The organism is Emticicia fontis (assembly GCF_054779675.1).
In genome coordinates, this window is record NZ_BAAGXU010000066.1 from 398,168 (window position 1) to 420,641 (window position 22,474).

The following is a 22,474-nucleotide window of genomic DNA, read 5'->3' on the forward strand; positions in this document are numbered from 1 at the left end:
CTGGTACAATGCCTTTTGCTTATAATTTGATTTTTTAGCCAATACTCATCTCCAAAATCTCTCCCACAACAGCAGGTGTAATATTTCCTCTTTCACCTAAAACTACTTTCCCCTCTTCAAAACGTTTTACAATTTTATCAATCGTTTCTTGTCCGATACCATAAGCACTGGCTTTGGTTGGGATTTCTAATGATTCATAGAAATCGATGGTTTTCTGGATAGCTCCTTCTACCAATTCATCTTCTGTACCGCTCAGATTCCAGACTCTTTGAGCGTATTGAATCAATTTGCCACGTTTGTCTTCTTTTTTCAGTCGCATCAAATGAGGCAATACTACGGCTAAAGTACGGCCGTGGTCTATGCCATGAAAAGCTGTTAACTCATGGCCAATCTCGTGTGTAGCCCAATCTTGTGGTACACCAACGCTTATAAAGCCATTCAATGCCACTGTAGCGGCCCACATAAAATTGGCGCGAGCTTCATAATCTGTTGGGTTTTCTAATGTTTTGGGCGCTACTGAAATCAAGGTCTGAATAATTGATTCAGCAAATCGGTCTTGTATTTCAGCATTTACAGGATAGGTCATATATTGCTCCATTACGTGGGTAAAAGCATCAGCAATACCATTGGCAACCTGTTTCTGAGGCAATGAATAAGTAGTTTCAGGGTCAAGAATTGAAAAGGCAGGGTATAATAATGGATGCCCCATCCCTTTCTTCTCATGGGTATCTTTGCGGCTGATTACGGCAAAAAAGTTCATTTCCGAACCTGTAGCAGGCAAGGTAAGCACCGAACCAACAGATATAGCCTTTTTGATTTTAGCCTTTCCTGTTACCAGTTGCCAGGCATCGTCTCCTTCGTAAGGAATTGCAGCTGCGATGAATTTTGTACCATCCAACACTGAGCCTCCACCAACTGCCAATAGGAAATCGATGTTTTCTTTCCTACTTAATTCTACAGCTTGCATCAGGGTTTCGTAAGTCGGATTGGCTTCAATACCACCGAATTCTATGATATTTCTATCTTCCAAAGCTTTTTTTACCTGGTCATAAACCCCGTTTTTAAAAATACTACCTCCACCATAGGTTAGCAGAATTTTAGCGTCTTTAGGAATTTGCTTGCCCAGTTGAGCAATCTGGCCTTTGCCGAAAATAACTTTTACGGGGTTCTGATAAATGAAGTTGTTAAACATGGCTTTTGTAATTTAAAATAGGAATGCCATGCTTACAATAAACATGGCATTCTTATACAGTATATAAAAGATATATTATGCTAAAAGTGCTTTTACATTAGCTGAAATAGCTTTACCATCGGCCAAACCTGCCAATTCTTTTGAAGCTACTCCCATTACCTTACCCATATCACCCGGGCCAGAAGCACCTATGCGAGCAATGATTTCCTGTAATTTTGCTTTGAGTTCGTCTTCTGTTAATTGTTTTGGCAGGAATTCTTCAATGATAGCCAATTCTGCTAATTCTTTATCTAATAAATCAGGACGATTTTGTGTACGATAAATATCGGCTGATTCTCTTCTTTGTTTGGCAGCTTTTGTCAGTAATTTTAATTCATCATCTGGTGTTAAATCACCAGTTTTCCCCTCTTTGGTTTCTTCTAATAAAATTACTTTTTTAATGTCGCGTAAAGCTGTTAGCCTTACCTGGTCACGAGCGAGCATTGCTGCCTTAATTTGTGCGTCAATTTCTGTTTTTAATGCCATTTTGTTGGTAGTTTATTGTACATTAGATATTTCTATCCAATTTCTTCTGAACAACACAATTCGTATATTCGTTTCGCGGTGTTCGTAGAAATCAGAAAAATGTTATTTTTACTTCTGATATTGGGAACTCAATGTTAATTCCAAATAGTTATTCATTTAATATTTTTTGGAGAAAGGAAAATGGAGAACGGAAAAAGAACGAGTTTTTTACGTTTTCCTTGTTCCTTTCTCCGATTTCCTTTCTCCAATAAAAATCATGACAAAATTATCAGTAAATATCAATAAAATAGCAACTTTAAGAAATTCTCGTGGCGGAAATATGCCTAACGTGGTAAAAACGGCCATTGATTGCGAACAATTTGGCGCGCAAGGTATTACGGTTCACCCTCGCCCTGATGAACGCCATATCCGCTATCAGGATGTGTATGACTTAAAGAAGATTGTTACTACTGAATTTAATATTGAAGGCAATCCGACTGAGGCTAAGTTTGTTGAACTGGTGCTCGCTAATAAACCCACGCAGGTTACATTAGTACCTGATGCATTGAATGCCATTACTTCGAATGCAGGTTGGGATACTATTGCCAATCGTGAGCGGTTGAAAGACCTGGTAGCAACTTTCAAAAGCGCAGGTTGCCGGGTGTCTATCTTTGTTGATCCTATTGAAAAGATGGTAGAAGGTGCCGCTGAAACGGGTACTGACCGTATTGAACTCTATACCGAGCGCTATGCACACGTATACCCTGAAAATAGAGAAGAGGCTATCAGAGATTATGCAAAGGCAGCAAAGATAGCCGAGCAAGTAGGTTTGGGTGTCAACGCAGGGCATGATTTAAGTCTTGAAAATCTGGCTTATTTTAAACAACATATTCCTAATCTATTAGAGGTTTCTATTGGTCATGCGCTTATCTGCGATGCGCTCTACTATGGCTTAGAGAACACTATTCAACTGTATTTAAGGCAGTTAGCCTAATCCTATTAACAATTTTTAAGAAACTTTAACAGCCAAAAAACAATACTGTTTACTATGTTTGTGCAACATTCTACCAGCAGGAATGTCTTTGTTTCAAAGTTCTTAAAAAACATAATAAAATTATGAAAGCTACAATTAGTACATCTCTCAAAGCAGGTCTAATGGCCGCCATTGCTCTTAGTTCTTTTGCATCTTTTGCTCAGGATAAGAAAAAAGAAAAGAGCACAACCCGAATCAGAATTGAGCAGGACATTGACGGACAAACCAAAGTACACGAAAAAAGCTTTGATGTTACAGGATTATCTGACAAGCAAAAAGAAAATCTGATTCAGAATTATCAGGATTCTGTAATGGCGAAAAACAAGGATAAAGTACGTGGCACAAAAGTAGAAGTAGAGAGTTTCACTGGTGACGAACCAGAAAGAGCGTTTAATCAGAATGATGATAACGACCATTTCAGTTACAATTACAATACTGAAAGACCTCGCGTAAGATCTTATAGCCGTAATAGAGATGACAATGGCAACCAACGTTTCGAATTCCGTAATGATGATGACAATATTGTTATTGAAGGAAAACCACGTGTAAAAGTGTATCGCCGTGGTGGGAAAGATGATGATTTCAAAGAAGACATGAATTTAGATTTTGATATGAAAGATTTCAATTTAGACATGGAAGATCTGAATTTAAATCTCAATCAACTAGGTAAAGATTTACAGTTCAATTTACGTGATATGCCAGAAATGTTTGCTTTTGATAATTCATCTTCAAGCAAAACCATTCGTGGATTGAGTGTTTATCCGAACAACCCTAAAACTGATGTATTGAATCTTCGTTTCAATAGCCAGGAAAAAGGTGATGTATCAATCAAAGTTCTGGATTTGAAGGGCAATGTAGTAGCTAAAGATGAAATCAAAGATTTCAGCGGAGAATACGTTGGTCAGATTAATATCGGTAAACAAAAAGGTGTGGTATTTGTGATTGTTACACAAGGAGAAGATGGCACAGTGAAAAGAGTAACGCTTCCTTCAGATAAAGAATAATTGAAAGAGTAATTATATTTTGATTTAGAAAGGTTAGAAACACAAAGGAGTCGCATAATTTTATGTGACTCCTTTTTTATTGCTTAATTATTACAAATTAAATCAACTATATCTATCATTTCTCCATGGATAGGCTGTGTTCGAATACCCTCTTTCTTCCCAGAAACCCAATTTGTTTTTAGACAGAAACTGAATTCTCTTTATCCATTTTGAGCCTTTCCAGGCATATAATTGTGGTGTAATCATTCGCACCGGGCCACCATGTTCTTTAGCTAAAGGCTCTCCATAGACTGTATGTGCTAATAGTACATCAGGCTTTAAAGCTTCTTCCATTGACACATTGGTTGTATAGGTATCATACCCGTAGCATAAAATATGCGAAGCTGTTTCTTTAGGTTGTACTAGGGCCGCAATATCTATCAATCTCACGCCTTTCCAGACCATATCCATTTTCGACCACGTAGTTACGCAATGGAAATCACTCGTATCTTCTGTTTGTGGCAAATCCATAAAATCATCCCATTTCAATACTACAGGATTTTCTACGTCACCGTCTACTGTCAAACGCCAGCGGTCGAGTGAAATATCAGGGTGATAACCTAAATCCAGCACTGGCCATTTCTGAGTAATTGTTTGTCCAACAGGAGTTTGTGGCATCCCGTGTCGGTTAACTGGGCCTTTACCCATCGGACGGTCGTCTGCTACCGATGGCGTATTTTTCATTTTATCTTCAAAGCGAGATTTCAATTTCATTCTCGCATCGATAATTTTATCTAATTTGCTTATATCTTCCATCTTGTTTCTGTTTATAGGAAGTAAAATAGTATAACATTATTTAACGCCGTTTAGTTACTGCTTCTAAACTTTTAGCCTGGTAGATGAAAATATTAAAAGTGATATAGCAAATAGATCAGACATACAGTGATCATACTTACAATGCCTTGCAAGCCCGTAAGAATGGTATGTGTGCGATAGGCATCGCCTTGGGTAAGTCCTGTAAATTGTGATACTACCCAAAACCAGGCATCGTTGGCATGAGAGACGGTCATAGCACCACTACCGATAGCCATTACCAATAGCGTCAAATCCAGTGGTTCTGAAAAACCCATTGATACGAGTAAAGGTGCTAAAATACCAGAGGTCAATACCATCGAAGTGGTGGTTGAACCCTGAGCTGTTTTGAAAAACGCTGCTACCAGAAAAGCAATCAATAGGAATACAACGCCGGAAGTCTGGTTGGCCATTAGCCATTCGCTCACCATATCTTTCAATGTGGTTTCTTTCAGTATTGCTCCAAAAGCCCCTCCTGCGCCTACCAATACTAAAGTTGTCCCGCAATGTTCTATGCCGCTTTTGAAGCAGGCAAATATTTTCTCAAATGGTTTTTCAGGGAATAAACTATAAGAAAAAACAATTGCGATCAGAAATGATACTAGCGGGCTACCCAGAAAGCTGAGCCATTTAGTAAGGGTCTCATTCAATGCTAATATTTTGGCAAATGAAGCTATCGTGATTAAAAGAATTGGCAGTAGAATAGGCATAAAGGCTTTCCAGCCTGCAGGCAAAGTTTTATGATGTGTATCATTCCAGTTCTCTTCCGGGTCTTCAATAATGGCTAAATTCTTGGCATATTTTTGCGCAAACCAGGTTGATAAAAATAAACTCGGAATAGATACTACTAAACCTACCAGAATAACTAATCCGATAGCATGAGATAAATTCAGATTGCCAGCGGCAGATAATGGGCCAGGTGTAGGTGGCACTAAAGTGTGAGTAGCAAAAAGCCCTCCTGATAAAGCAATGGCAATTGTACCTAAAGGCTTTTTGGTTTTCTTAGCTACAATTTTATTGAGTTTTGCCAGAATGATAAACCCTGAATCACAAAAAACAGGGATACCCACAATAGCCCCGATTACTGACATGGCAAATGATGGGTATTTTTCGCCAAAGAGTTTTAAAATAATATCTGCTACTTTAATGGCCGCTCCTGATTTATCCAGTATTGCCCCTATCACACAGCCTAAAATCACCATCAGCCCTATTTTGGACATCAGTTCGCCAAAGCCTTTGCCGATGGTGTCAGCCAGTTTATCAATAGGAAGTCCTGCAAAAATACCTACGCCTAAAGCGGCTAATAATAGCCCTACCAAAGGATGTAGCTTAAACCAGGTTGAAGATAGAATAATGAAAACAATAGCCAGAAAAACAACAAATATGATCATTCAGAGCGGTGGTTATACAATCTCGAAATATCTTTTTAACTCCCAATCGGTCACAACTTTGGCATATTGGCGCCATTCCCAATCACGGGTTTGGGTGAAATGTGCAACGAATTTTTCACCGAAAAGCTCTTTTGCTATTGCTGAGTTTTTCATGGTATTGGTAGCTTCATCCAGATTTCTTGGAAGTACCCCATTGCTTATATCCCGATAGCCATTACCAACTGTTGCGGGCTGATTGAGTTTAAGGTTTTTACGGATACCATATAAACCAGCCGCTAAACAAGCAGCCAAAGCCAGGTATGGATTTGTATCAGATCCTACTACCCGGGTTTCTATCCGACAGGATTTTTTACTGATAGGTAAAGCCCGTAAAGCTACGGTGCGGTTATCCACTGCCCATGTAAGAGTTGTTGGTGCCCATGCGCCCTCTACCAGGCGTTTGTAACTGTTAATAGTCGGCGCAACCATCGGCAGAATATGTGGCAAACAATATAATTGCCCTGCCATATAGCTTTGCATCAACTCACTTATTTTATTGGGAGACTTTTCATCATAGAAAAGATTGGTTTTAGCATCGCTATCCCAGAGACTTTGGTGTACGTGCCCACTACAACCCGGTAGGTTTTCGTTAATTTTCGCCATGAATGTGGCCATAATGCCTTGCTGATAGGCTATTTCTTTGACCGAAGTTTTAAAGAGTAAGGCTCTATCAGCAGCGGTCAATACATCAGAATAGGTAATGGCCGCTTCGTAAACCCCCGGGCCTGTTTCGGTATGTAGCCCTTCGAGTGGCACATCAAATTTAGTCAGATGCTCAAAAAGAGCTGTCATGTAATCGTTTTTCAGTGTACTCCTCAGAATCGAATAGCCAAACATACCTGGCGTCATAGGAGTAAGATTCTGGAAGCCTTTAGCATTGGCAGAAACAGGTGTTTCCTCAAAATTAAACCATTCAAATTCCTGAGAAAAAAAAGGTTTAAAACCTGCTTGCTCTGTTTGCTCTATTACTCGCTTCAATACGTTTCTCGGGCATATTTCAGCAGCCTCTTCGATAAATTCGCCTAAGAAAAAAGGTATATCATTCTCCCACGGAATTTTACGAAAGGTAGATAAATCCAATTTGACTTTGGCATCAGGATAGCCCGAATGCCAGCCAGTAAAATCTGTATTATCATAGCAAACATCGGCCATATCCCATCCTAATACCACATCACAAAAGCCTAAATCTCCTTCAATAATCGAATGAAATTTTTGTTTGCTAATATATTTACCTCTTAAAATACCATCAATATCGGCAACAGCCAGTTTTACTTTACCTGATGGATGTGAATTTACGTAGTCAATGATTTCTTGTGTAGTCATATTTAGGTGTTGAATAATTGATGGTTCTGTACTTTATATACAGACATATTAAAAAACTGTACTATCAATGCACAGGTTTGTCAGGTGCCGGAGCCGAAGCATGATAGCCCAGATCCCGAATCATTAAGGCATATTTTTCCATGAGCTCCATGACTTTTTCGCGGCTTTTTGAACGAACGATTAAGCCAATATGATAATCATTGTCATCCATTTTCCATACAATTTCAGGATCATTGAAAGGAGTATAATCAGGCCATTCCTGCGATGAAAGGGAAATAATAATACCTGAATAATAATCATCTACCGGAGGTAGCTCATAAGTGCCATCAGTAGCCACGGCGGTTTCTATCTTTGCCCATTCGCGCCAAAGATTAATATTTGACGAATACTCTACCATTTCGGCCAGATTAGCCCCTCCTACTCTTGAAGCTGTTTCAAGGAAGTAAAACTTGCCGTCCTCAAAGCATTTAATCACTTCGGTATGTGAAGCACTAGCTTTCATTCCAAAGGCTTTCATTACCTGGTCATTCACTTTTTTGAGTGCTTTCTCATCTTTGGAATCATGGGCTACCGTAACTGAGCGGAAGATTCCTCCCCCATGCGCTACTTCAAATGGGGTATTCAGATATTGGCTGCATCTCGAAAAAATCACTTTGCCGCCAATTGTTAAAGCATCTACATGATACACATCGCCGGGCTTGAATTGCTCAATCAGAAAATTATGTCTTTCTTCTCCTAAACTATGAATCGTATCCCAAGCTTCCTGAAAACTATATACTTTTTTGATACCCGTTGCCGAGGCTTCCGAGCGGGGTTTAATCACCCATGGCGCCGAAGTAGTATTGAGGTATTCGGTTATATCTACGTCATGAAAAAGTGAACTGAACGGAGGGACATTGATACCTGCGTCTTTTGCCTGAATTCGCATAGCCAGTTTATCACGGAAATAACGGGCAGTTGTTTGTCCCATACCTGGTATTCTGAAATGCTCACGGGCAAGTGCAGCTTTCTCTACATCAAAATCGTCTAAGGCTACTATGCGGTCAATCTTTTTGCTGCGCATCAGATGTGCCAACCCCTTGATAATATTTCCATAGGTATCAAAGGTATTATCAATATTGTCTAAATAAAATGTCTCGTCTATCGATTCCCACGGCCATGCCTTATGTTCCAGTTTTTTATTCGTTAAGAGATAAACAGTGTTCCCTTCGGCCTTACAGGATCTAAGGAACTCCATTCCTTTATAATAGGTACAAATGCAAAGAAAATTCATAAGGTTAAGGCTTTAGTTTATGATTTAGTTATTGATTGGGATGAAGAAACTGTCCACTACCATAAAAAAGACAGCGAATGGAATTCGCCGTCTAAAATAACAAAGGTTATTTTGCATTCATCGCCTGACTTAAGTCCGGCTTATATACAAATATTCTCTTTGCAATTTTAGTTATAGAATTCATTTTACGTAAATAAGGGCGAATTAAACCTTATTTTGCAAACCAGTTTCTAATTCGATATTCGATATTTTTTTTCACTTAGGCAAGTCTGCGCAGAAATGAAATTAAAAATTTATCGGTCAGGTATATAGAAACGCAAAGAAGCCACCTGCTAATGAGCAGATGGCTTCCTTTTGAAAGAATATATTCTTAAGAAATTATGCTTTTTTCTTTCCGTTTGGAGTCGAAGCAGGGGCAGTAGAAGGCGCTGCTGATGGAGCAGTTACTTCACCTTTGATTGTTAAGATTACTGTTGCGTTTTCAGCGTTGCTGGTAACAGTAATTGTTTTTGTGAATGAACCCGGACGACCTGATGTATTGTAACCAACTTTGATTACACTTTTAGCACCTGGCATGATTGGGTCTTTTGACCACTCAGGTGTAGTGCAACCACATGAAGCAGCAGCATTTGAAATAACAACCGGAGCAGTACCTGTATTTGTAACTTCAAAACTGTAAGTTGCTAATGGACCTTCAGATACTTTACCGAAATCATGTACTTCTTTGTTGAATTTTAATACTCCTTGAGCTTGTACGGCTGCTACAAATGCAAAAACTACCGCAATTGTTGAAATTAATTTTTTCATTCGATTTAAATAATTTAAAGTTAAAAATAAATTCTGTTTTATTAGTCAGAGCATGTTTAAACGTTGTTTTCTGAACCGAAAAGGACAGATTTTTTAGCTAGACAAGCGTTCCGCCGCTGCGGGCACATTTTGCAGATGTAACCATCGGACCGCCGAAGCGGCAGTTACATCGAAAAAATGTAACGCAGTATCGCTGAAAAAGATGCCTTTGCAGGTCGAACTATAATGTTTAAACATGCTCTCATGCTTATTTCTAACGCAAATAAATAATAAATACTATATATATACCAAATTTTTAACAAGTCATTAACAAAACTCTTTCGTAGGCCATTTTTTTGAAAAATGATTTTTTTTCAGTTAACTTTACATCATAATTAGTTAGTAAGACAACTAATTTCAGTTTTATTAGTTGAGTAAGGTATATTTACAATTTTTTGTATGGCACCGCCTTCCCATTTTAACCATTCAAAATTGAAAGCATGACTGGAGCATCAGACCTAAGTACCTCAACAGATGTTTTATTAACTAAAGAAGAAGTTTTAAATGATTACCGTATTGCCTGCGAAAGCCGTGAGGTTAGTACTATTGGCCGGAAAGATGTTTTCATGGGCCGGGCTAATTTCGGGGTATTTGGTGATGGCAAAGAACTGGCACAAATTGCCATGTCGAAGGTATTCAGAAAAGGTGATTTTCGCTCAGGATACTACCGTGATCAAACTTTTTTAGCTGCTGTTGGTGGCCTTAACTGGCAACAATTCTTCGCTCAATTATATGCCCATCCCGACATTAATCACGACCCGTTTTCGGCAGGGCGTTCGATGAACGCTCACTACGGCAACCGTTGGATTAATGATAAGGGAGAATGGCTTAACCAGACTGAATTATATAATACCGTCAGTGATGTGTCTTCTACGGCCGGACAAATGCCCCGAGCAATCGGGCTGGCTTATGCCTCTAAGCTGTTCAGACATAATCCTGACTTACAATATCTCACTCAATTTTCAAGAAACGGAAACGAAGTTTGCTTTGCCACTATCGGTGATGCCTCTACCTCACAGGGAATGTTTTTTGAATCAATCAATGCGGCCGGGGTTTTACAGATACCTATTATTTTCTCAGTTTGGGATGATGGATACGGTATTTCAGTACCCATTGAATACCAGACTACTAAAAGCAGTATTTCGGAAGCATTAGCCGGATTTCAGAGAAAAGATGGCTCTAATGGCATAGAGATTATTGTAGCCCGTGCCTGGAATTATGTTGAGTTAATAGAAGCCTATCAGCAGGCAGCACTATATGCCCGCGACCAGCATGTTCCGGTTCTGGTGCATGTTATAGAAGTTACCCAACAATTAGGACACTCTACTTCCGGCTCACATGAGCGTTATAAATCAAAAGACCGTTTAAATTTTGAGCATGAATTTGATTGCAACCTGCATCTGAAAGAATGGATTTTATCGAATGGCTATGCAACTGAGGAAGAAGTAAGAGAGGTTGAGATAAAAGCCAAAGAAACTGCACAAAAATCACGCAATGCCGCCTGGGCAGCCTACAGAGGATCAATTAAGCCTGATGTAGATACTACTACGCAACTATTGAAAAAAGCCGGAGCTGAAAGTAAACATACTGAGGCAATAGCCCAGTTGAGAGAGGAACTTGAGCATACAGTAAATCCTGTTCGTAGAGAATTGATTAGTCTTGTAAAGAAAGCTTTATTGATCATACGTCAGGAAGATATTCCTGCTAAAAAGGTAATTACTAGCTGGCTTCAACAGGTAGCTATAGAAAATAAAGAAAGATACAATACGCATCTATTGAGTGAATACCCTACCTCACCAATGTATGTGAAAGGCATTGCCCCGGAATACGACGAGCGTAGTGTGGATTTAAGTGGGCACGACATTATCAATAATTACTTCAATCTATTATTGGCGCGTGACCCCAAAGTATTTGCTTTGGGCGAAGATGTAGGCAAAATAGGTGATGTCAACCAGGGATTTGCCGGATTACAGGAAAAATATGGAGAAATACGCGTAACTGATACCGGTATTCGTGAAACAACTATCATCGGGCAAGGTATTGGAGCAGCTATGCGTGGTTTGCGTCCGATTGTAGAGATTCAGTATTTTGATTATATCTACTATGCTTTAGCTACACTGACTGACGATTTAGCTTCACTTCGCTACCGGACAGTTGGTGGTCAGCTGGCACCCTTGATTGTTCGTACACGTGGACATCGTTTAGAGGGCATCTGGCACTCTGGCTCACCAATGTCGGCAATGTTAGGCTCTTTACGTGGCATACATATATTGACGCCTCGTAATTTTGTACAGGCTGCCGGGTTCTATAATACTATTCTGAAAGGAGATGATCCTGCATTGATTATTGAATGTCTAAACAGTTATCGTATCAAAGAAAAAATGCCTAAAAACCTTTCAGAGGTTTGTGTACCATTAGGTGTTCCTGAAATTCTGAAAAAGGGTGAAGATATAACAGTAGTTACGTATGGCTCCATGTGTAGAGTAGTGATGGAAGCGGCTAATCAGTTAGAACAAGTAGGTATTCATATAGAAGTAATTGATGTGCAGTCGCTACTGCCTTTTGATATACATCACAGTATTGTTGAATCAATCAAAAAAACCAATCGGGTGATTTTCGCTGATGAAGATGTACCGGGTGGTGCTTCGGCATTTATGATGCAAAAGGTACTTGACGAGCAAGAGGCTTATCGCTGGCTAGATTCTGCGCCTAAAGCTATTGCCGCTCAGGCCCACCGACCTGCCTACGCAGCCGATGGGGATTATTTCTCAAAGCCTAATGCAGAGACTATTTTTGATGCAGTTTATGAAATAATGCATGAGGCACGCCCAAAAGATTTTCCTGATTTATATAAATAAATCGAGATAGAAGAATTGATTTTATCGAAGAGAAACGCAAGCATTTTGTTTGCGTTTTTTTTTATTAGTACACCCCTTAAAAAAGGCAAAGGGGGCAGAATCTGTCCCCCGATGAACCCAAAACAACTTTTGCTGTGACTAAAAAAGTGAGTTTTTTAGTTAAGTGTGCGATTTCCATATAATTTGTGGATATAACAATAGTCATATTGACTATCGAGCCACTTCAACTACGTAAATCGCTTATTATCAAGCACTTACTAAATATTAAAAATATCTTTTGAAATGAAATATTTTAAACGACCCCCATCATCTTGCATAGATGAATCAGCGCGGTAGTATCGCGGGTGCCGGTTCTGGCGAGCATATTCCGACGGTGATTATCTACAGTGTTTGGACTAATATCTAAAACATCGGCGATTTGCCTGGTGTTCAGACCTTGTATAATATATTTCAGAACTTCTTTTTCTCTTTCAGACAGAATTTCCTGCTCCACAGTTTTGTCTTCAGCTGAATGATAGACAAAAATCTTCTTTTCTTCTTTTCCAAAAACGCCTCTTATCCAATAATTATCTCCCTTTATTAAGTGAGTAACATCCTGAATAGAAATAAAAACTATAAGTGGTTTCCCTTCGGCATCTAATTCAAGAGGCATAGCATTTAAATGCCATTTCATCGCCTCACCTGCTTTATTGTAGAATTTAACACCCCAACAGTTAAAAAAGTGCTCAGCCCGATAGATTTTATTAAGGTTTTTCAGAACCTTCTGTATCCAGGTAGCAAAAACACTAATTAGTGAAATATGCTCCGGAGCTAATAGTGAAACAAACCCTAAAGTAATGTTCTCTCCTAACTCCTTCCTGTTATAGCCCGTAAAGGTAGTAAAATTTTTACTAATATTTACTATTTTACAATTTTTAATGTCAAAAATTATTGACATCCCCCCTTGATTCTGATTAAATAGGCTAAAAATGCCTGTTTGAACAACATATTGCTCATAATTGATTTCAATGGGGTCTGGATAATATTTGTTGATTACTTCTTGTAATCTCAATAAATGATTCTCTATTTCCCTCGACAATACCATGGCTACCTATAACATTTACAATTAGATGTACTTTTCTTTCATATATAATTGTTTGTTTACGGTTGAGATGAATAGGCAATATTATCTTTCTGCTTTTTATGCGTACATTTGGCAAAAAAATATCATTTATTGAATGCGTATTCAAATTCAGCAAAAATATTACCCACTTATTGTCTTAGCGCTTGGAGTTGTTTTCTTCTTTCCGTTTTTAGGGAATTTTCATTTATTTGACTGGGACGAGATTAATTTCGCCGAATCAGCCAGAGAAATGATTCTTACAGGAAACTACAGCAAAGTTCAAATTGATTATAAGCCTTTCTGGGAAAAGCCACCGCTTTTCTTCTGGATGCAGGCTGGAGCAATGCAGGTTCTGGGCATAAATGAGTTCGCAGCACGATTCTCAAATGCCTTCGTCGGTTGTATTACTCTTTGGGTTATCTTTTTAATTGGTAAAAGTATCCGGAACGCCAACTTCGGGTTAATCTGGGCTTTAATCTATTTAGGTTCTTTTACTCCCCATTTGTATTTTAAATCCGGAATCATTGATCCTACATTTAATCTATTTATTTTTCTGGGGATTTATTTCTCCTTCAAGGCGCAGACCCTGCCAAAGTATATATGGTTATCCGGCATATTCATTGGCTTATCAATACTTACAAAAGGCCCGGTTGGCGGGCTGATATGGGGATTGACAGCAATTTCGTATTGGATACTTTATAACAAATTTAAAAAGCTTTTTACATTTAAACAAATAGTATTTTTTTCTATCTCCTGTATCGCCGTTGCCTCTATTTGGTTTGCTAACGAATTGATAAGCAATGGTTTCTGGTTTTTTAAAGAATTTATCCAATATCAGATACGTTTATTCAGCACACCTGATGCCGGCCACGGGCAACCTTTTTATTATCATTTTGTGGTGGTATTAATCGGGTGTTTTCCGATGTCTGTCTTTGGTATTCCTGCCCTGGCTTCCAGACAAGAAGGGTTTGGCAAATGGATGAAAAATACCTTCTGGGTAGTGATGATTTTATTCAGCATTGTTACCACAAAAATCGTCCATTACTCTTCTATGGCCTATTTTCCACTTTCTTACATGGCCGCCAGCTTTTTATATGATTGGCTAAGCGCTAAAAAAACGTGGAATAAATGGCTTACTTTCGGCCTGATTTTCATAGGCTCGTTTCTGTCGCTCGTGTTGATTGCAGTACCTTTGGGAGGTATGAATACAGCAAAGATTATTCCTTATATAAAAGATCCTTTTGCCGTAAAAAACCTCGGTGCAGTTGTCCAATGGAGCGGCTTCGAACCTTTAATCGGACTTACGTATTTTGTACTACTTCTGGTTTTAATTTTTAGAAAAAAAAATACGGCCGAACAAAAATGGGTGTTTATCAGTGGCATTACTTTGGCCACTGCTGCCTGTCTTTTCTTTCTGGGAGCGATGGTTGTTCCTAAAATAGAACGCTATACTCAGGGCGCCGCCATTGACTTTTATGAATCGAAACGAGGGCAGGATGTTTATGTGGGCGTGATTGGGTTTAAAAGCTATGCCCATTTGTTTTATTTCCAGAAACAACCTAATAGTGCCCCGGCTTCTACGGCACAAATGACACAGGAAGAATTCGGTAATTGGTTGCTCAATGGGCGTATAGACAAACCTGCCTTTTTTGTTACACGGAGTGATAGATACGAAGAGTTTAAGAACCATCCGAATCTGGAGTTGATTGGAGAGAAAAATGGTTTTGTATTTTTGAAAAGGAAGAATATTTAAGCAATAAACATATTCAGCGTATGAACTTAAATCAGCTAACGATTTCTGTCACCAATATCGAGCAATCAATTGAGTTTTATGAGAAACTAGGACTTAAATTGATTGTGAAAGATGTACATTATGCCCGGTTTGAATGTTTACAGGGAGGTAGCACTTTCTCTATCCATCAGGCAGAGCATATTCCGGCTGATACGGGTGTCTGGATTTATTTTGAGGTTGACGACGTAGATGATAAAGTAAGCGAATTGCTGCGAAAAGGATTTGTGATAGAAGAACTGCCTATGGATAAACCCTGGCTATGGCGTGAAGCCCGAATTAAAGATTTAGATAATCATTTGCTTATTATCTATCATGCCGGAGACAATCGGAAGAATCCACCGTGGAGAATTAATGAACAACCCCTATAATCCTGTTAATTCTTACCAAAAAACTTTGAGAGATTGATAAGATTTTGCAAACTTTGGCATCCAAAATAAAATTTGACTCTTGAATAACTTATTAGTAATAGACGTTGGTAATACCGATGCAGGTTTTGGTATTTTTGAAGACAAAATACTGACACACCAGTTCAGAATCAGGTCATTAAAAGACGAGAATTATGTTTTTTTTGAATATCGTTTCCGACAATATTTCTTAGAGAACCGCCTGCGCTTTTCTGACATCACGAAAGTTGTTTTAAGTAGCGTAGTTCCTCCCCTCACTCCTATCTTTAAGTTATTAATTAACAATATTTTTGGTATTGAGCCCATCATTGTTAATTCCTATATTTTCCCGTCAATCGAAATCTCAATTGATAACCCGAATGAAATCGGAAGTGATTTAGTGGCCAATGCCGTAGCTGCTTTTACAAAATATAAGCGTAATTGCGTAGTAGTTGACTTTGGTACAGCCTTAACTTTTACGGTAGTATCAGCCCAGGGAAAAGTATTAGGCGTATCCATAGCTCCGGGCTTAAGAACAGCCGTAAAAGCTTTATTTGCCAATACAGCTCAATTGCCCGATGTGCCACTTGAACTACCGAATTCAGTATTAGGCAAAAATACTGTTCATGCCATTCAGGCAGGTATTTTGTGGGGTTATGAGGGCTTAGTAAAAAACATGATTCAGAAGATAAGAGCAGAACTGGACGGTGATTGTATCGCCATTGCCACCGGAGGATTATCGTCTATTATTTCTACGCTACATAATGAATTTGTAGAAGTAAACCGTGAACTGACTTTAGAAGGATTGAGAATTATCGGAGAGTCGCAAGCATAGCAAAAAACGCCCTGTGGGCTTACGAATATGGAGATAGACAAAAGAGCGCTTAACAAGTTTATTAAAAATGCACTGGCCGAAGACGTAGGCGATGGAGACCACACTTCTTTATCAACCATTCCGGCTGATGCGATGGGAAAAGCAAGGCTTCTGGTAAAAGACAATGGAATACTGGCAGGTGTTGAGCTAGCCAAAATGATTTTCAAGGCCGTTGATAAGGATTTAAAAGTGAAGGTATTAATAAAAGACGGTGCACCGATTAAATTCGGAGATGTAGCGTTTTTTGTAGAAGGCCGAGATCGCTCTATTCTGACTGCCGAGCGCCTGGTATTAAACTGTATGCAACGCATGAGTGGTATTGCTACTACAACCAACCAGGTAGTGAAACTTCTGGAAGGTACGAAAACCAAAGTATTAGATACCCGCAAAACAACGCCGGGTTTCAGAATGCTGGAAAAATGGGGTGTGCAGATTGGTGGCGGTGTGAATCATCGTTTTGGCTTGTTTGATATGATTCTGATAAAAGATAACCATGTAGATTATGCAGGAGGCATTAAAAATGCTTTGGATGCAGCGCATAATTATCTGAAAGTAACGAACAGAAGACTAGATATTGAAATTGAAGTAAGAAACCTGGCAGAGCTGCAAGAAGTTTTAAATATTGGTGGTGTAGTGCGTATTATGGTTGATAATTTCAGTTATGCAGACATAAAACAAGCTGTAAAAATGGTTGATGGCAGATACCCTATTGAAGCATCAGGGGGTATTTCTCCATCAAATGTAAGACAATATGCCGAGTGCGGGGTTGATTATGTGTCTTTGGGTTATCTGACCCATTCTGCTAAAAGTCTGGATTTGAGTCTGAAAGCAGTGAAATAAATAACCTCTTAAGATATGAATAGGCAGTTACACTTTCGGAAGTGTAACTGCTTTTTTATGGCTTAAACGCATGAATAATCACTACTTTTCTAAGATTTTACGATTTATTTAATATATTACCACCTTATTTACTATCCGTCTATTTATAATCAACCTCTATGAAAAAAATCTCACTCTTTATCTGGCTCATTGGAGTCATGATTATTTTGCCAAGTTATACTTCCACTAAAACAAAAACTGCGAAAACTTATAAAGCCGATGTGATTATCTATGGTGGCACTTCTTCGGCTGTGATTGCAGCCGTGCAAGTGAAGAAAATGGGAAAATCGGTAATTGTGGTTTCTCCTGATACGCACTTAGGCGGTCTCTCGTCAGGTGGGTTAGGTTTTACTGATACAGGTAATAAAGAAGTAATTGGTGGCTTATCACGCGAATTTTATCAACGATTATATACCCATTATCAAAAGCCTGAGACCTGGCAATGGCAGAAAAAAGAAGAATTTGGCAATAAAGGACAAGGCACACCTGCCATAGATGGCACTAACCGTACGATGTGGATTTTCGAACCTCACGCAGCTGAACAAGTGTATGAAGATTTTGTAAAAGAATATCAGTTAACGATTTATCGAAACGAATGGCTCGACCGCTCGAAAAAAGGGGTAACCAAAAAAGGATTAAATATTAGTTCATTCCGCACTTTGAGCGGCAATATTTATGAAGGACAAATGTTTATTGATGCCACCTATGAGGGCGATTTAATGGCGGCAGCAGGTGTATCTTATCACGTGGGGCGTGAAGCGAATAGTGTATATGGCGAAAAATGGAATGGGGTACAGACAGAAGTTTTTCAACATGGGCATCATTTCAAAAGCAAAATAAGTCCTTACAAGATACCTAATGACCCTAAGAGTGGTCTACTTCCCGAAGTTTCATCAGCCCCGCCAGGTGAATATGGCGCAGGTGATAATAAAATACAGGCCTATTGTTTCAGAATGTGTTTGAGTAATAGCCCTGAAAACCGGATTCCTTTTGCAAAGCCGCAAGGCTATGACCCTGCCCGCTATGAATTATTGGCAAGAGTATTTGCCTCTGGCTGGAGAGAAACTTTTGATAAATACGATCCGATTCCGAATCGTAAAACTGATACGAATAATCATGGGCCTTTCAGCACCGATTATATTGGCAAAAACTATGATTATCCCGAGGCAAGTTATGAGCGCAGGAAACAAATCATCAAAGAACATGAGTTGTACCAAAAAGGCTTGATGTATTTCTTACAGAACGACCCGAGTATTCCGGCCGATGTGCATGAAAAAATGCAACAATGGGGTTTACCTAAAGACGAATTTAAAGATAATGGCGGCTGGCCTCATCAACTTTATATCCGTGAAGCCAGACGCATGGTAGGTGAATTTGTGATGAAAGAAGCCGATGCACTAGGTAAAACCAAAGTACCTAATTCGGTAGGGATGGGTTCTTATTCTTTAGATTCACACAATATTCAGCGCTATGTAAAGCAGGATGGTTACGTACAAAATGAGGGAGATATCGGTGTACATCCTGACAAACCTTATTCCATTGCTTATGGATCTATTTTGCCGAAAGCTAATGAATGCACCAATTTACTAGTGTCTGTTTGTGTATCAAGCTCACATATTGCCTATGGTTCTATCCGTATGGAGCCGGTGTTCATGATTCTGGGGCAATCTGCAGCTACGGCGGCGGTATTGGCTATCAATAATAAAGTTACACCCCAAGCGCTGCCTTATGCTACACTTCAGGCTGAGTTATTGAAAGACAAACAACGGCTGGAGTTTTAATATTTGAAACACACAAAACCCTATTGAAGCTCAATGCTTGTAAGAAAAAACATTACGCTTAAAGGAATACTGGAGTTTGCAGGACATCATCTCTGGTGGCTTATTTCTTATATGCTCATGGTGTCGCTGCTTTATAAAGTAGCTGGCTGGCATTGGATTTCTATTCCCTGGTTGCCTGTATCATTGATTGGTACAGCGGTGGCTTTTTATGTAGGTTTCAAGAATAATCAGTCTTATGACCGGGTTTGGGAGGCGCGTAAAATATGGGGAGCAATCATTAACAGCAGCAGAAGTTGGGGTGCTATGGTTGATGCCTTTATCCGAAACAAAGAATTGCCGGAGAACGAAATCAAGCAAATCAAAACCCAGTTAATTTATCGGCATATTGCCTGGCTATACATTTTGCGAGAACAATTGCTTGTACCCGCACCGTGGGAGCATGTAAGTCTGAACCATCTTTTTAGAAAAATAGCAGTCCGACGCAGAGAACAAGGAGGGGTTGGCCTGTTTAAAGATTATCTGACGGATAGGCAGAAAGAAAAATATTATGCTGATGCCAACCAGTGGGAATCTGCTGCCAACAAAGCCACGCAAATCATTCGCTTGCAATCGCTAACGCTGGCAGAACTGGAAGAAAAAGAATGTTTACATATGCGTAAACAATTGGATATGCAGAAAGTCTTGACAGAGTTTTATGACCATCAAGGCCGGGCTGAACGAATTAAAAGATTTCCATTGCCACGCCAATATGCCAACCTGAGTTTTATTTTTAACTGTATATTTATTTTTTTACTGCCTTTGGGTATTGTGGCCGAATTTGCCAAACATGGGCAGGTAGGCGTCTGGTTAATGATTCCCTTTGGCTCATTAGTAGGCTGGATTTATGTAGTAATGGAATTGATAGGCGACTATTCTGAAAATCCTTTTGAGGGATTCGGAACAGATGTGCCGATGCTTTCCATGTGCCGCACTATTGAGATTGACTTATTGCAAATGCTGGGAGAAACTGATCTCCCTAAACCTATACAAGCGGTGAATGATGTGTTGATGTAATCTAACACGTAATTATTTTTTTAATGCATAATACCTTACCCTTTTTATTGGCTATGGTAGCCGCGGTGGTTCTGCTTGAAATGTGGGCTACCAAATTAAAAATTGCCTACCCGATATTGTTGGTAGTAGCCGGACTATTGGTTAGTTTTATTCCGGGCTTACCTGTGGTAAAAATCAATCCCGATCTTATCTTTTTCATTTTCCTACCGCCTCTACTATTCGAAGCCGCCTGGACTATTTCTTTCAAAGAAATGAAAAAATGGTGGCGTATCATTGGTAGTTTTGCTTTTCTGGTGGTGTTTTTTACGGCACTTTCGGTTGCGTTAATTACTAATTATTATATCCCAACCTTTACTCTTGCGTTGGGCTTTCTGCTAGGTGGCATTGTTTCTCCACCCGATGCCGTCAGTACCGGAGCTATTACGAAATTTGTAAAGATACCTAAATCCACTTCTGCTATTTTAGAGGGAGAAAGCTTACTGAACGATGCCTCATCATTGATTATATTCCGCTTTGCCATGATAGCTGTTGGTACCGGACATTTTGTATGGCACGAAGCGACATTAAGCTTTTTATGGATGGTGATTGGTGGGGCAGGTATTGGATTAATAGTTGCGTGGTTATTTGTGCAGGCACATAAATATTTACCTACTGATGCTTCTTCAGATGTAGCGCTGACATTGATTGAGCCTTATTTCATGTACTGGATAGCAGAACAATTGCACGCTTCTGGTGTGTTGGCAGTAGTAAGTGGCGGCTTGTTGATGTCGGCCAAAAGACTGGTATTTCTAAATAGTGCCAGCCGGATTCAGGGATATAGCGTATGGGAAAGTTTTATCTTTATTTTAAACGGTCTTGTCTTTCTGATTATCGGTTTAGACCTCCCCGAAATTATAGATGGGCTACGCTCAGAAGGTACGCCTTTAGGTACTGCCATTAATTATAGCTTATTAGTAACTGGCGTTCTGATTGCAGCTCGTATTATCAGTTCCTATGCCGCTATGCTGGCTACCATTATTTTCCGTCCCAGTATAGCTTCCCGCGTATTTACAAGCAGAACAAGTCTTTTAACTCCGTTGATGCTGGGATGGACAGGAATGCGAGGCGTGGTATCATTGGCTGCGGCATTGGCCATACCTGTTACTTTAGATAACGGCATGGCTTTCCCACATAGAAATCTGATATTATTCATCACTTTTGTAGTAATACTGCTCACATTAGTTGTACAAGGCCTTACGCTGCCTTATTTAATCAGGCGTATGGCTTCTGTCAATGAAATGTTTAGAGTAGAATCAGACGAAGAAACCAGACAAAAAATGAAACAGGGATTGAAACAGCATGTGTATGAGGTTCTGAAAAATAAATATGAAAACGAACTGAATGGGCATGCAGGTATGGAGAAATTTCTGAAACATTGGGAAGAAAGAACCAAGGCTGCTGACGATAGCTGGATGAATGAAAAAACAAAGGTTATTTTTGTAGAATTACTGGAAAGCCAAAGGCAGTATCTGACCGAACTCAATAAAGACCCACAGATTGATGAAGAAATCATCCGCCAGCAATTGTATCAACTCGATCTGGAAGAGGAGCGGTTGAGGGTTATTTAAGATATAATAAATTTTCGGGATGTAGCACAATCAACACACTGCCTCATCTTAATTGTTTAAGTCCTCTTAGGTTTATCCTGAGAGGATTTTGTTTTATAATTATGCTGTAGTTAATTATTCTCAAACAATATCCCTTCAACCTTTTCGAAAGCGCATCTAAATCAACCCAGCCGAAGTTTGTCAGCATAATAATGGTGTATTTTTGTTTGGAATAATAGTGATTGGTTAAGTACCGAACTGTTTCAGGCGTGACCGATGCTTTCATCTTTGAAAATAGTCCCGTCAACCATTCAACCTCTTCTGCTCAAAGAGCGAAGCAATAGTATGATTTTGCCACATACATTCCAAAATCCTTTGAAAACCTGAGCATAAATCGGAAATTTAGGAGATGCCAAGTAATGAATAACAATTATTGCCATGAACAGAGAAAAAGGAGGTCAGGATAGGTGGTAGAAGTATAACTGATGATAAAACTGAATATGACAAGCAAGCTTACAATATTGAAAAAGGTGACTAATATGGAGGGTACCTTTTTGAATGGAAACAGATCTGGCTTCCAAGTATCAGTCATCCAAGTGACGTCCCAAAAGGTAGTCGCTACGGTGACTACCTTTTGATTAACTACTAAAATTGACTGACTACAAGTGGTCATTTTAAGTTAGTTATATTAAAAAGTTAAACAAGTTCAAAATTTAATTATCTCGTTCTA

Annotated in this window: 18 protein-coding genes; 10 read left to right on the forward strand and 8 right to left on the reverse strand. The window is 39.2% G+C overall.

Going from position 1 to position 22,474, the window contains the following annotated elements:
- Window positions 1–34 precede the first annotated feature (34 nt).
- Window positions 35–1,192 (reverse strand): iron-containing alcohol dehydrogenase, encoded by a 1,158-nt coding sequence (locus ACYVFA_RS27095; protein ID WP_460474996.1) that lies wholly within the window; start codon window positions 1,190–1,192, stop codon window positions 35–37.
- A 75-nt stretch (window positions 1,193–1,267) separates the two neighbouring features.
- The gene (locus ACYVFA_RS27100; protein WP_460474997.1) at window positions 1,268–1,717 is read right to left on the reverse strand and encodes a GatB/YqeY domain-containing protein; all 450 of its coding nucleotides are present in this window, start codon (window positions 1,715–1,717) and stop codon (window positions 1,268–1,270) included.
- Window positions 1,718–1,973: 256 nt separating this feature from the next.
- Between ACYVFA_RS27100 and ACYVFA_RS27105 the strand changes: the two genes are divergently transcribed.
- Together ACYVFA_RS27105 and ACYVFA_RS27110 are read left to right on the forward strand one after the other, a co-directional pair.
- Window positions 1,974–2,690, forward strand: coding sequence for a pyridoxine 5'-phosphate synthase (locus ACYVFA_RS27105; RefSeq protein ID WP_460474998.1), 717 nt, complete (start codon window positions 1,974–1,976; stop codon window positions 2,688–2,690).
- 122 nt (window positions 2,691–2,812) lie between these two features.
- On the forward strand, window positions 2,813–3,733 hold the full coding sequence (locus ACYVFA_RS27110; RefSeq protein ID WP_460474999.1) for a T9SS type A sorting domain-containing protein: 921 nt from the start codon (window positions 2,813–2,815) through the stop codon (window positions 3,731–3,733).
- 102 nt (window positions 3,734–3,835) lie between these two features.
- Here ACYVFA_RS27110 and ACYVFA_RS27115 read toward each other — a convergent pair whose 3' ends face one another.
- The 5 genes from ACYVFA_RS27115 to ACYVFA_RS27135 form a co-directional block, all read right to left on the reverse strand.
- Window positions 3,836–4,528, reverse strand: a complete 693-nt coding sequence (locus ACYVFA_RS27115; protein WP_460475000.1) for a molybdopterin-binding protein — start codon at window positions 4,526–4,528, stop codon at window positions 3,836–3,838.
- A 92-nt stretch (window positions 4,529–4,620) separates the two neighbouring features.
- A complete protein-coding gene (locus ACYVFA_RS27120) occupies window positions 4,621–5,955 on the reverse strand; it encodes a GntP family permease (RefSeq protein ID WP_460475001.1) in 1,335 nt (444 codons plus the stop codon).
- A 12-nt stretch (window positions 5,956–5,967) separates the two neighbouring features.
- Window positions 5,968–7,317 (reverse strand): glutamine synthetase family protein, encoded by a 1,350-nt coding sequence (locus tag ACYVFA_RS27125; RefSeq protein ID WP_460475002.1) that lies wholly within the window; start codon window positions 7,315–7,317, stop codon window positions 5,968–5,970.
- Window positions 7,318–7,381: 64 nt separating this feature from the next.
- Complete coding sequence (locus ACYVFA_RS27130; protein WP_460475003.1) at window positions 7,382–8,554, reverse strand: ATP-grasp domain-containing protein; 1,173 nt, start codon at window positions 8,552–8,554, stop codon at window positions 7,382–7,384.
- Window positions 8,555–8,968: 414 nt separating this feature from the next.
- Entirely contained in the window at window positions 8,969–9,397 is a 429-nt protein-coding gene (locus ACYVFA_RS27135) for a DUF1573 domain-containing protein (protein WP_460475004.1), read from the reverse strand.
- A gap of 479 nt (window positions 9,398–9,876) precedes the next feature.
- On the opposite strand from ACYVFA_RS27135, the gene ACYVFA_RS27140 reads away from it, so the two are divergent.
- Complete coding sequence (locus ACYVFA_RS27140; RefSeq protein ID WP_460475005.1) at window positions 9,877–12,294, forward strand: alpha-ketoacid dehydrogenase subunit alpha/beta; 2,418 nt, start codon at window positions 9,877–9,879, stop codon at window positions 12,292–12,294.
- Window positions 12,295–12,586: 292 nt separating this feature from the next.
- Here ACYVFA_RS27140 and ACYVFA_RS27145 read toward each other — a convergent pair whose 3' ends face one another.
- Window positions 12,587–13,345, reverse strand: coding sequence for a LuxR C-terminal-related transcriptional regulator (locus ACYVFA_RS27145; RefSeq protein WP_460475006.1), 759 nt, complete (start codon window positions 13,343–13,345; stop codon window positions 12,587–12,589).
- A gap of 166 nt (window positions 13,346–13,511) precedes the next feature.
- On the opposite strand from ACYVFA_RS27145, the gene ACYVFA_RS27150 reads away from it, so the two are divergent.
- The 7 genes from ACYVFA_RS27150 to ACYVFA_RS27180 all read left to right on the forward strand — a co-directional run bounded on the left by ACYVFA_RS27150 (window position 13,512) and on the right by ACYVFA_RS27180 (window position 21,765).
- On the forward strand, window positions 13,512–15,149 hold the full coding sequence (locus tag ACYVFA_RS27150) for an ArnT family glycosyltransferase (protein WP_460475007.1): 1,638 nt from the start codon (window positions 13,512–13,514) through the stop codon (window positions 15,147–15,149).
- A 20-nt stretch (window positions 15,150–15,169) separates the two neighbouring features.
- Window positions 15,170–15,556: a VOC family protein gene (locus tag ACYVFA_RS27155; protein ID WP_460475008.1), complete on the forward strand. Its 387-nt coding sequence runs from the start codon at window positions 15,170–15,172 to the stop codon at window positions 15,554–15,556.
- A gap of 79 nt (window positions 15,557–15,635) precedes the next feature.
- Complete coding sequence (locus ACYVFA_RS27160; RefSeq protein ID WP_460475009.1) at window positions 15,636–16,406, forward strand: type III pantothenate kinase; 771 nt, start codon at window positions 15,636–15,638, stop codon at window positions 16,404–16,406.
- Between the two features lie 27 nt (window positions 16,407–16,433).
- Window positions 16,434–17,285, forward strand: a complete 852-nt coding sequence (nadC, locus tag ACYVFA_RS27165; protein WP_460475010.1) for a nicotinate-nucleotide diphosphorylase — start codon at window positions 16,434–16,436, stop codon at window positions 17,283–17,285.
- Window positions 17,286–17,482: 197 nt separating this feature from the next.
- Window positions 17,483–19,105 (forward strand): FAD-dependent oxidoreductase, encoded by a 1,623-nt coding sequence (locus tag ACYVFA_RS27170; protein WP_460475223.1) that lies wholly within the window; start codon window positions 17,483–17,485, stop codon window positions 19,103–19,105.
- Window positions 19,106–19,138: 33 nt separating this feature from the next.
- A complete protein-coding gene (locus tag ACYVFA_RS27175; RefSeq protein WP_460475011.1) occupies window positions 19,139–20,158 on the forward strand; it encodes a bestrophin family protein in 1,020 nt (339 codons plus the stop codon).
- 23 nt (window positions 20,159–20,181) lie between these two features.
- Window positions 20,182–21,765 (forward strand): cation:proton antiporter, encoded by a 1,584-nt coding sequence (locus tag ACYVFA_RS27180; RefSeq protein ID WP_460475012.1) that lies wholly within the window; start codon window positions 20,182–20,184, stop codon window positions 21,763–21,765.
- The last annotated feature ends 709 nt before the right edge of the window (window positions 21,766–22,474 follow it).

What these genes read in the sequence shown, in the direction of transcription:
- ACYVFA_RS27170 (WP_460475223.1), top strand. Translation starts at nt 17,483, where the DNA reads ATGATTATTTTGCCAAGTTATACTTCCACTAAAACAAAAACTGCGAAA.
- ACYVFA_RS27105 (WP_460474998.1), top strand. Translation starts at nt 1,974, where the DNA reads ATGACAAAATTATCAGTAAATATCAATAAAATAGCAACTTTAAGAAAT.
- ACYVFA_RS27100 (WP_460474997.1), bottom strand. Translation starts at nt 1,717, where the DNA reads ATGGCATTAAAAACAGAAATTGACGCACAAATTAAGGCAGCAATGCTC.
- ACYVFA_RS27115 (WP_460475000.1), bottom strand. Translation starts at nt 4,528, where the DNA reads ATGGAAGATATAAGCAAATTAGATAAAATTATCGATGCGAGAATGAAA.
- ACYVFA_RS27120 (WP_460475001.1), bottom strand. Translation starts at nt 5,955, where the DNA reads ATGATCATATTTGTTGTTTTTCTGGCTATTGTTTTCATTATTCTATCT.
- ACYVFA_RS27125 (WP_460475002.1), bottom strand. Translation starts at nt 7,317, where the DNA reads ATGACTACACAAGAAATCATTGACTACGTAAATTCACATCCATCAGGT.
- ACYVFA_RS27140 (WP_460475005.1), top strand. Translation starts at nt 9,877, where the DNA reads ATGACTGGAGCATCAGACCTAAGTACCTCAACAGATGTTTTATTAACT.
- ACYVFA_RS27130 (WP_460475003.1), bottom strand. Translation starts at nt 8,554, where the DNA reads ATGGAGTTCCTTAGATCCTGTAAGGCCGAAGGGAACACTGTTTATCTC.
- ACYVFA_RS27110 (WP_460474999.1), top strand. Translation starts at nt 2,813, where the DNA reads ATGAAAGCTACAATTAGTACATCTCTCAAAGCAGGTCTAATGGCCGCC.
- ACYVFA_RS27175 (WP_460475011.1), top strand. Translation starts at nt 19,139, where the DNA reads ATGCTTGTAAGAAAAAACATTACGCTTAAAGGAATACTGGAGTTTGCA.
- ACYVFA_RS27135 (WP_460475004.1), bottom strand. Translation starts at nt 9,397, where the DNA reads ATGAAAAAATTAATTTCAACAATTGCGGTAGTTTTTGCATTTGTAGCA.
- ACYVFA_RS27150 (WP_460475007.1), top strand. Translation starts at nt 13,512, where the DNA reads ATGCGTATTCAAATTCAGCAAAAATATTACCCACTTATTGTCTTAGCG.
- ACYVFA_RS27180 (WP_460475012.1), top strand. Translation starts at nt 20,182, where the DNA reads ATGCATAATACCTTACCCTTTTTATTGGCTATGGTAGCCGCGGTGGTT.
- nadC (WP_460475010.1), top strand. Translation starts at nt 16,434, where the DNA reads ATGGAGATAGACAAAAGAGCGCTTAACAAGTTTATTAAAAATGCACTG.
- ACYVFA_RS27155 (WP_460475008.1), top strand. Translation starts at nt 15,170, where the DNA reads ATGAACTTAAATCAGCTAACGATTTCTGTCACCAATATCGAGCAATCA.
- ACYVFA_RS27095 (WP_460474996.1), bottom strand. Translation starts at nt 1,192, where the DNA reads ATGTTTAACAACTTCATTTATCAGAACCCCGTAAAAGTTATTTTCGGC.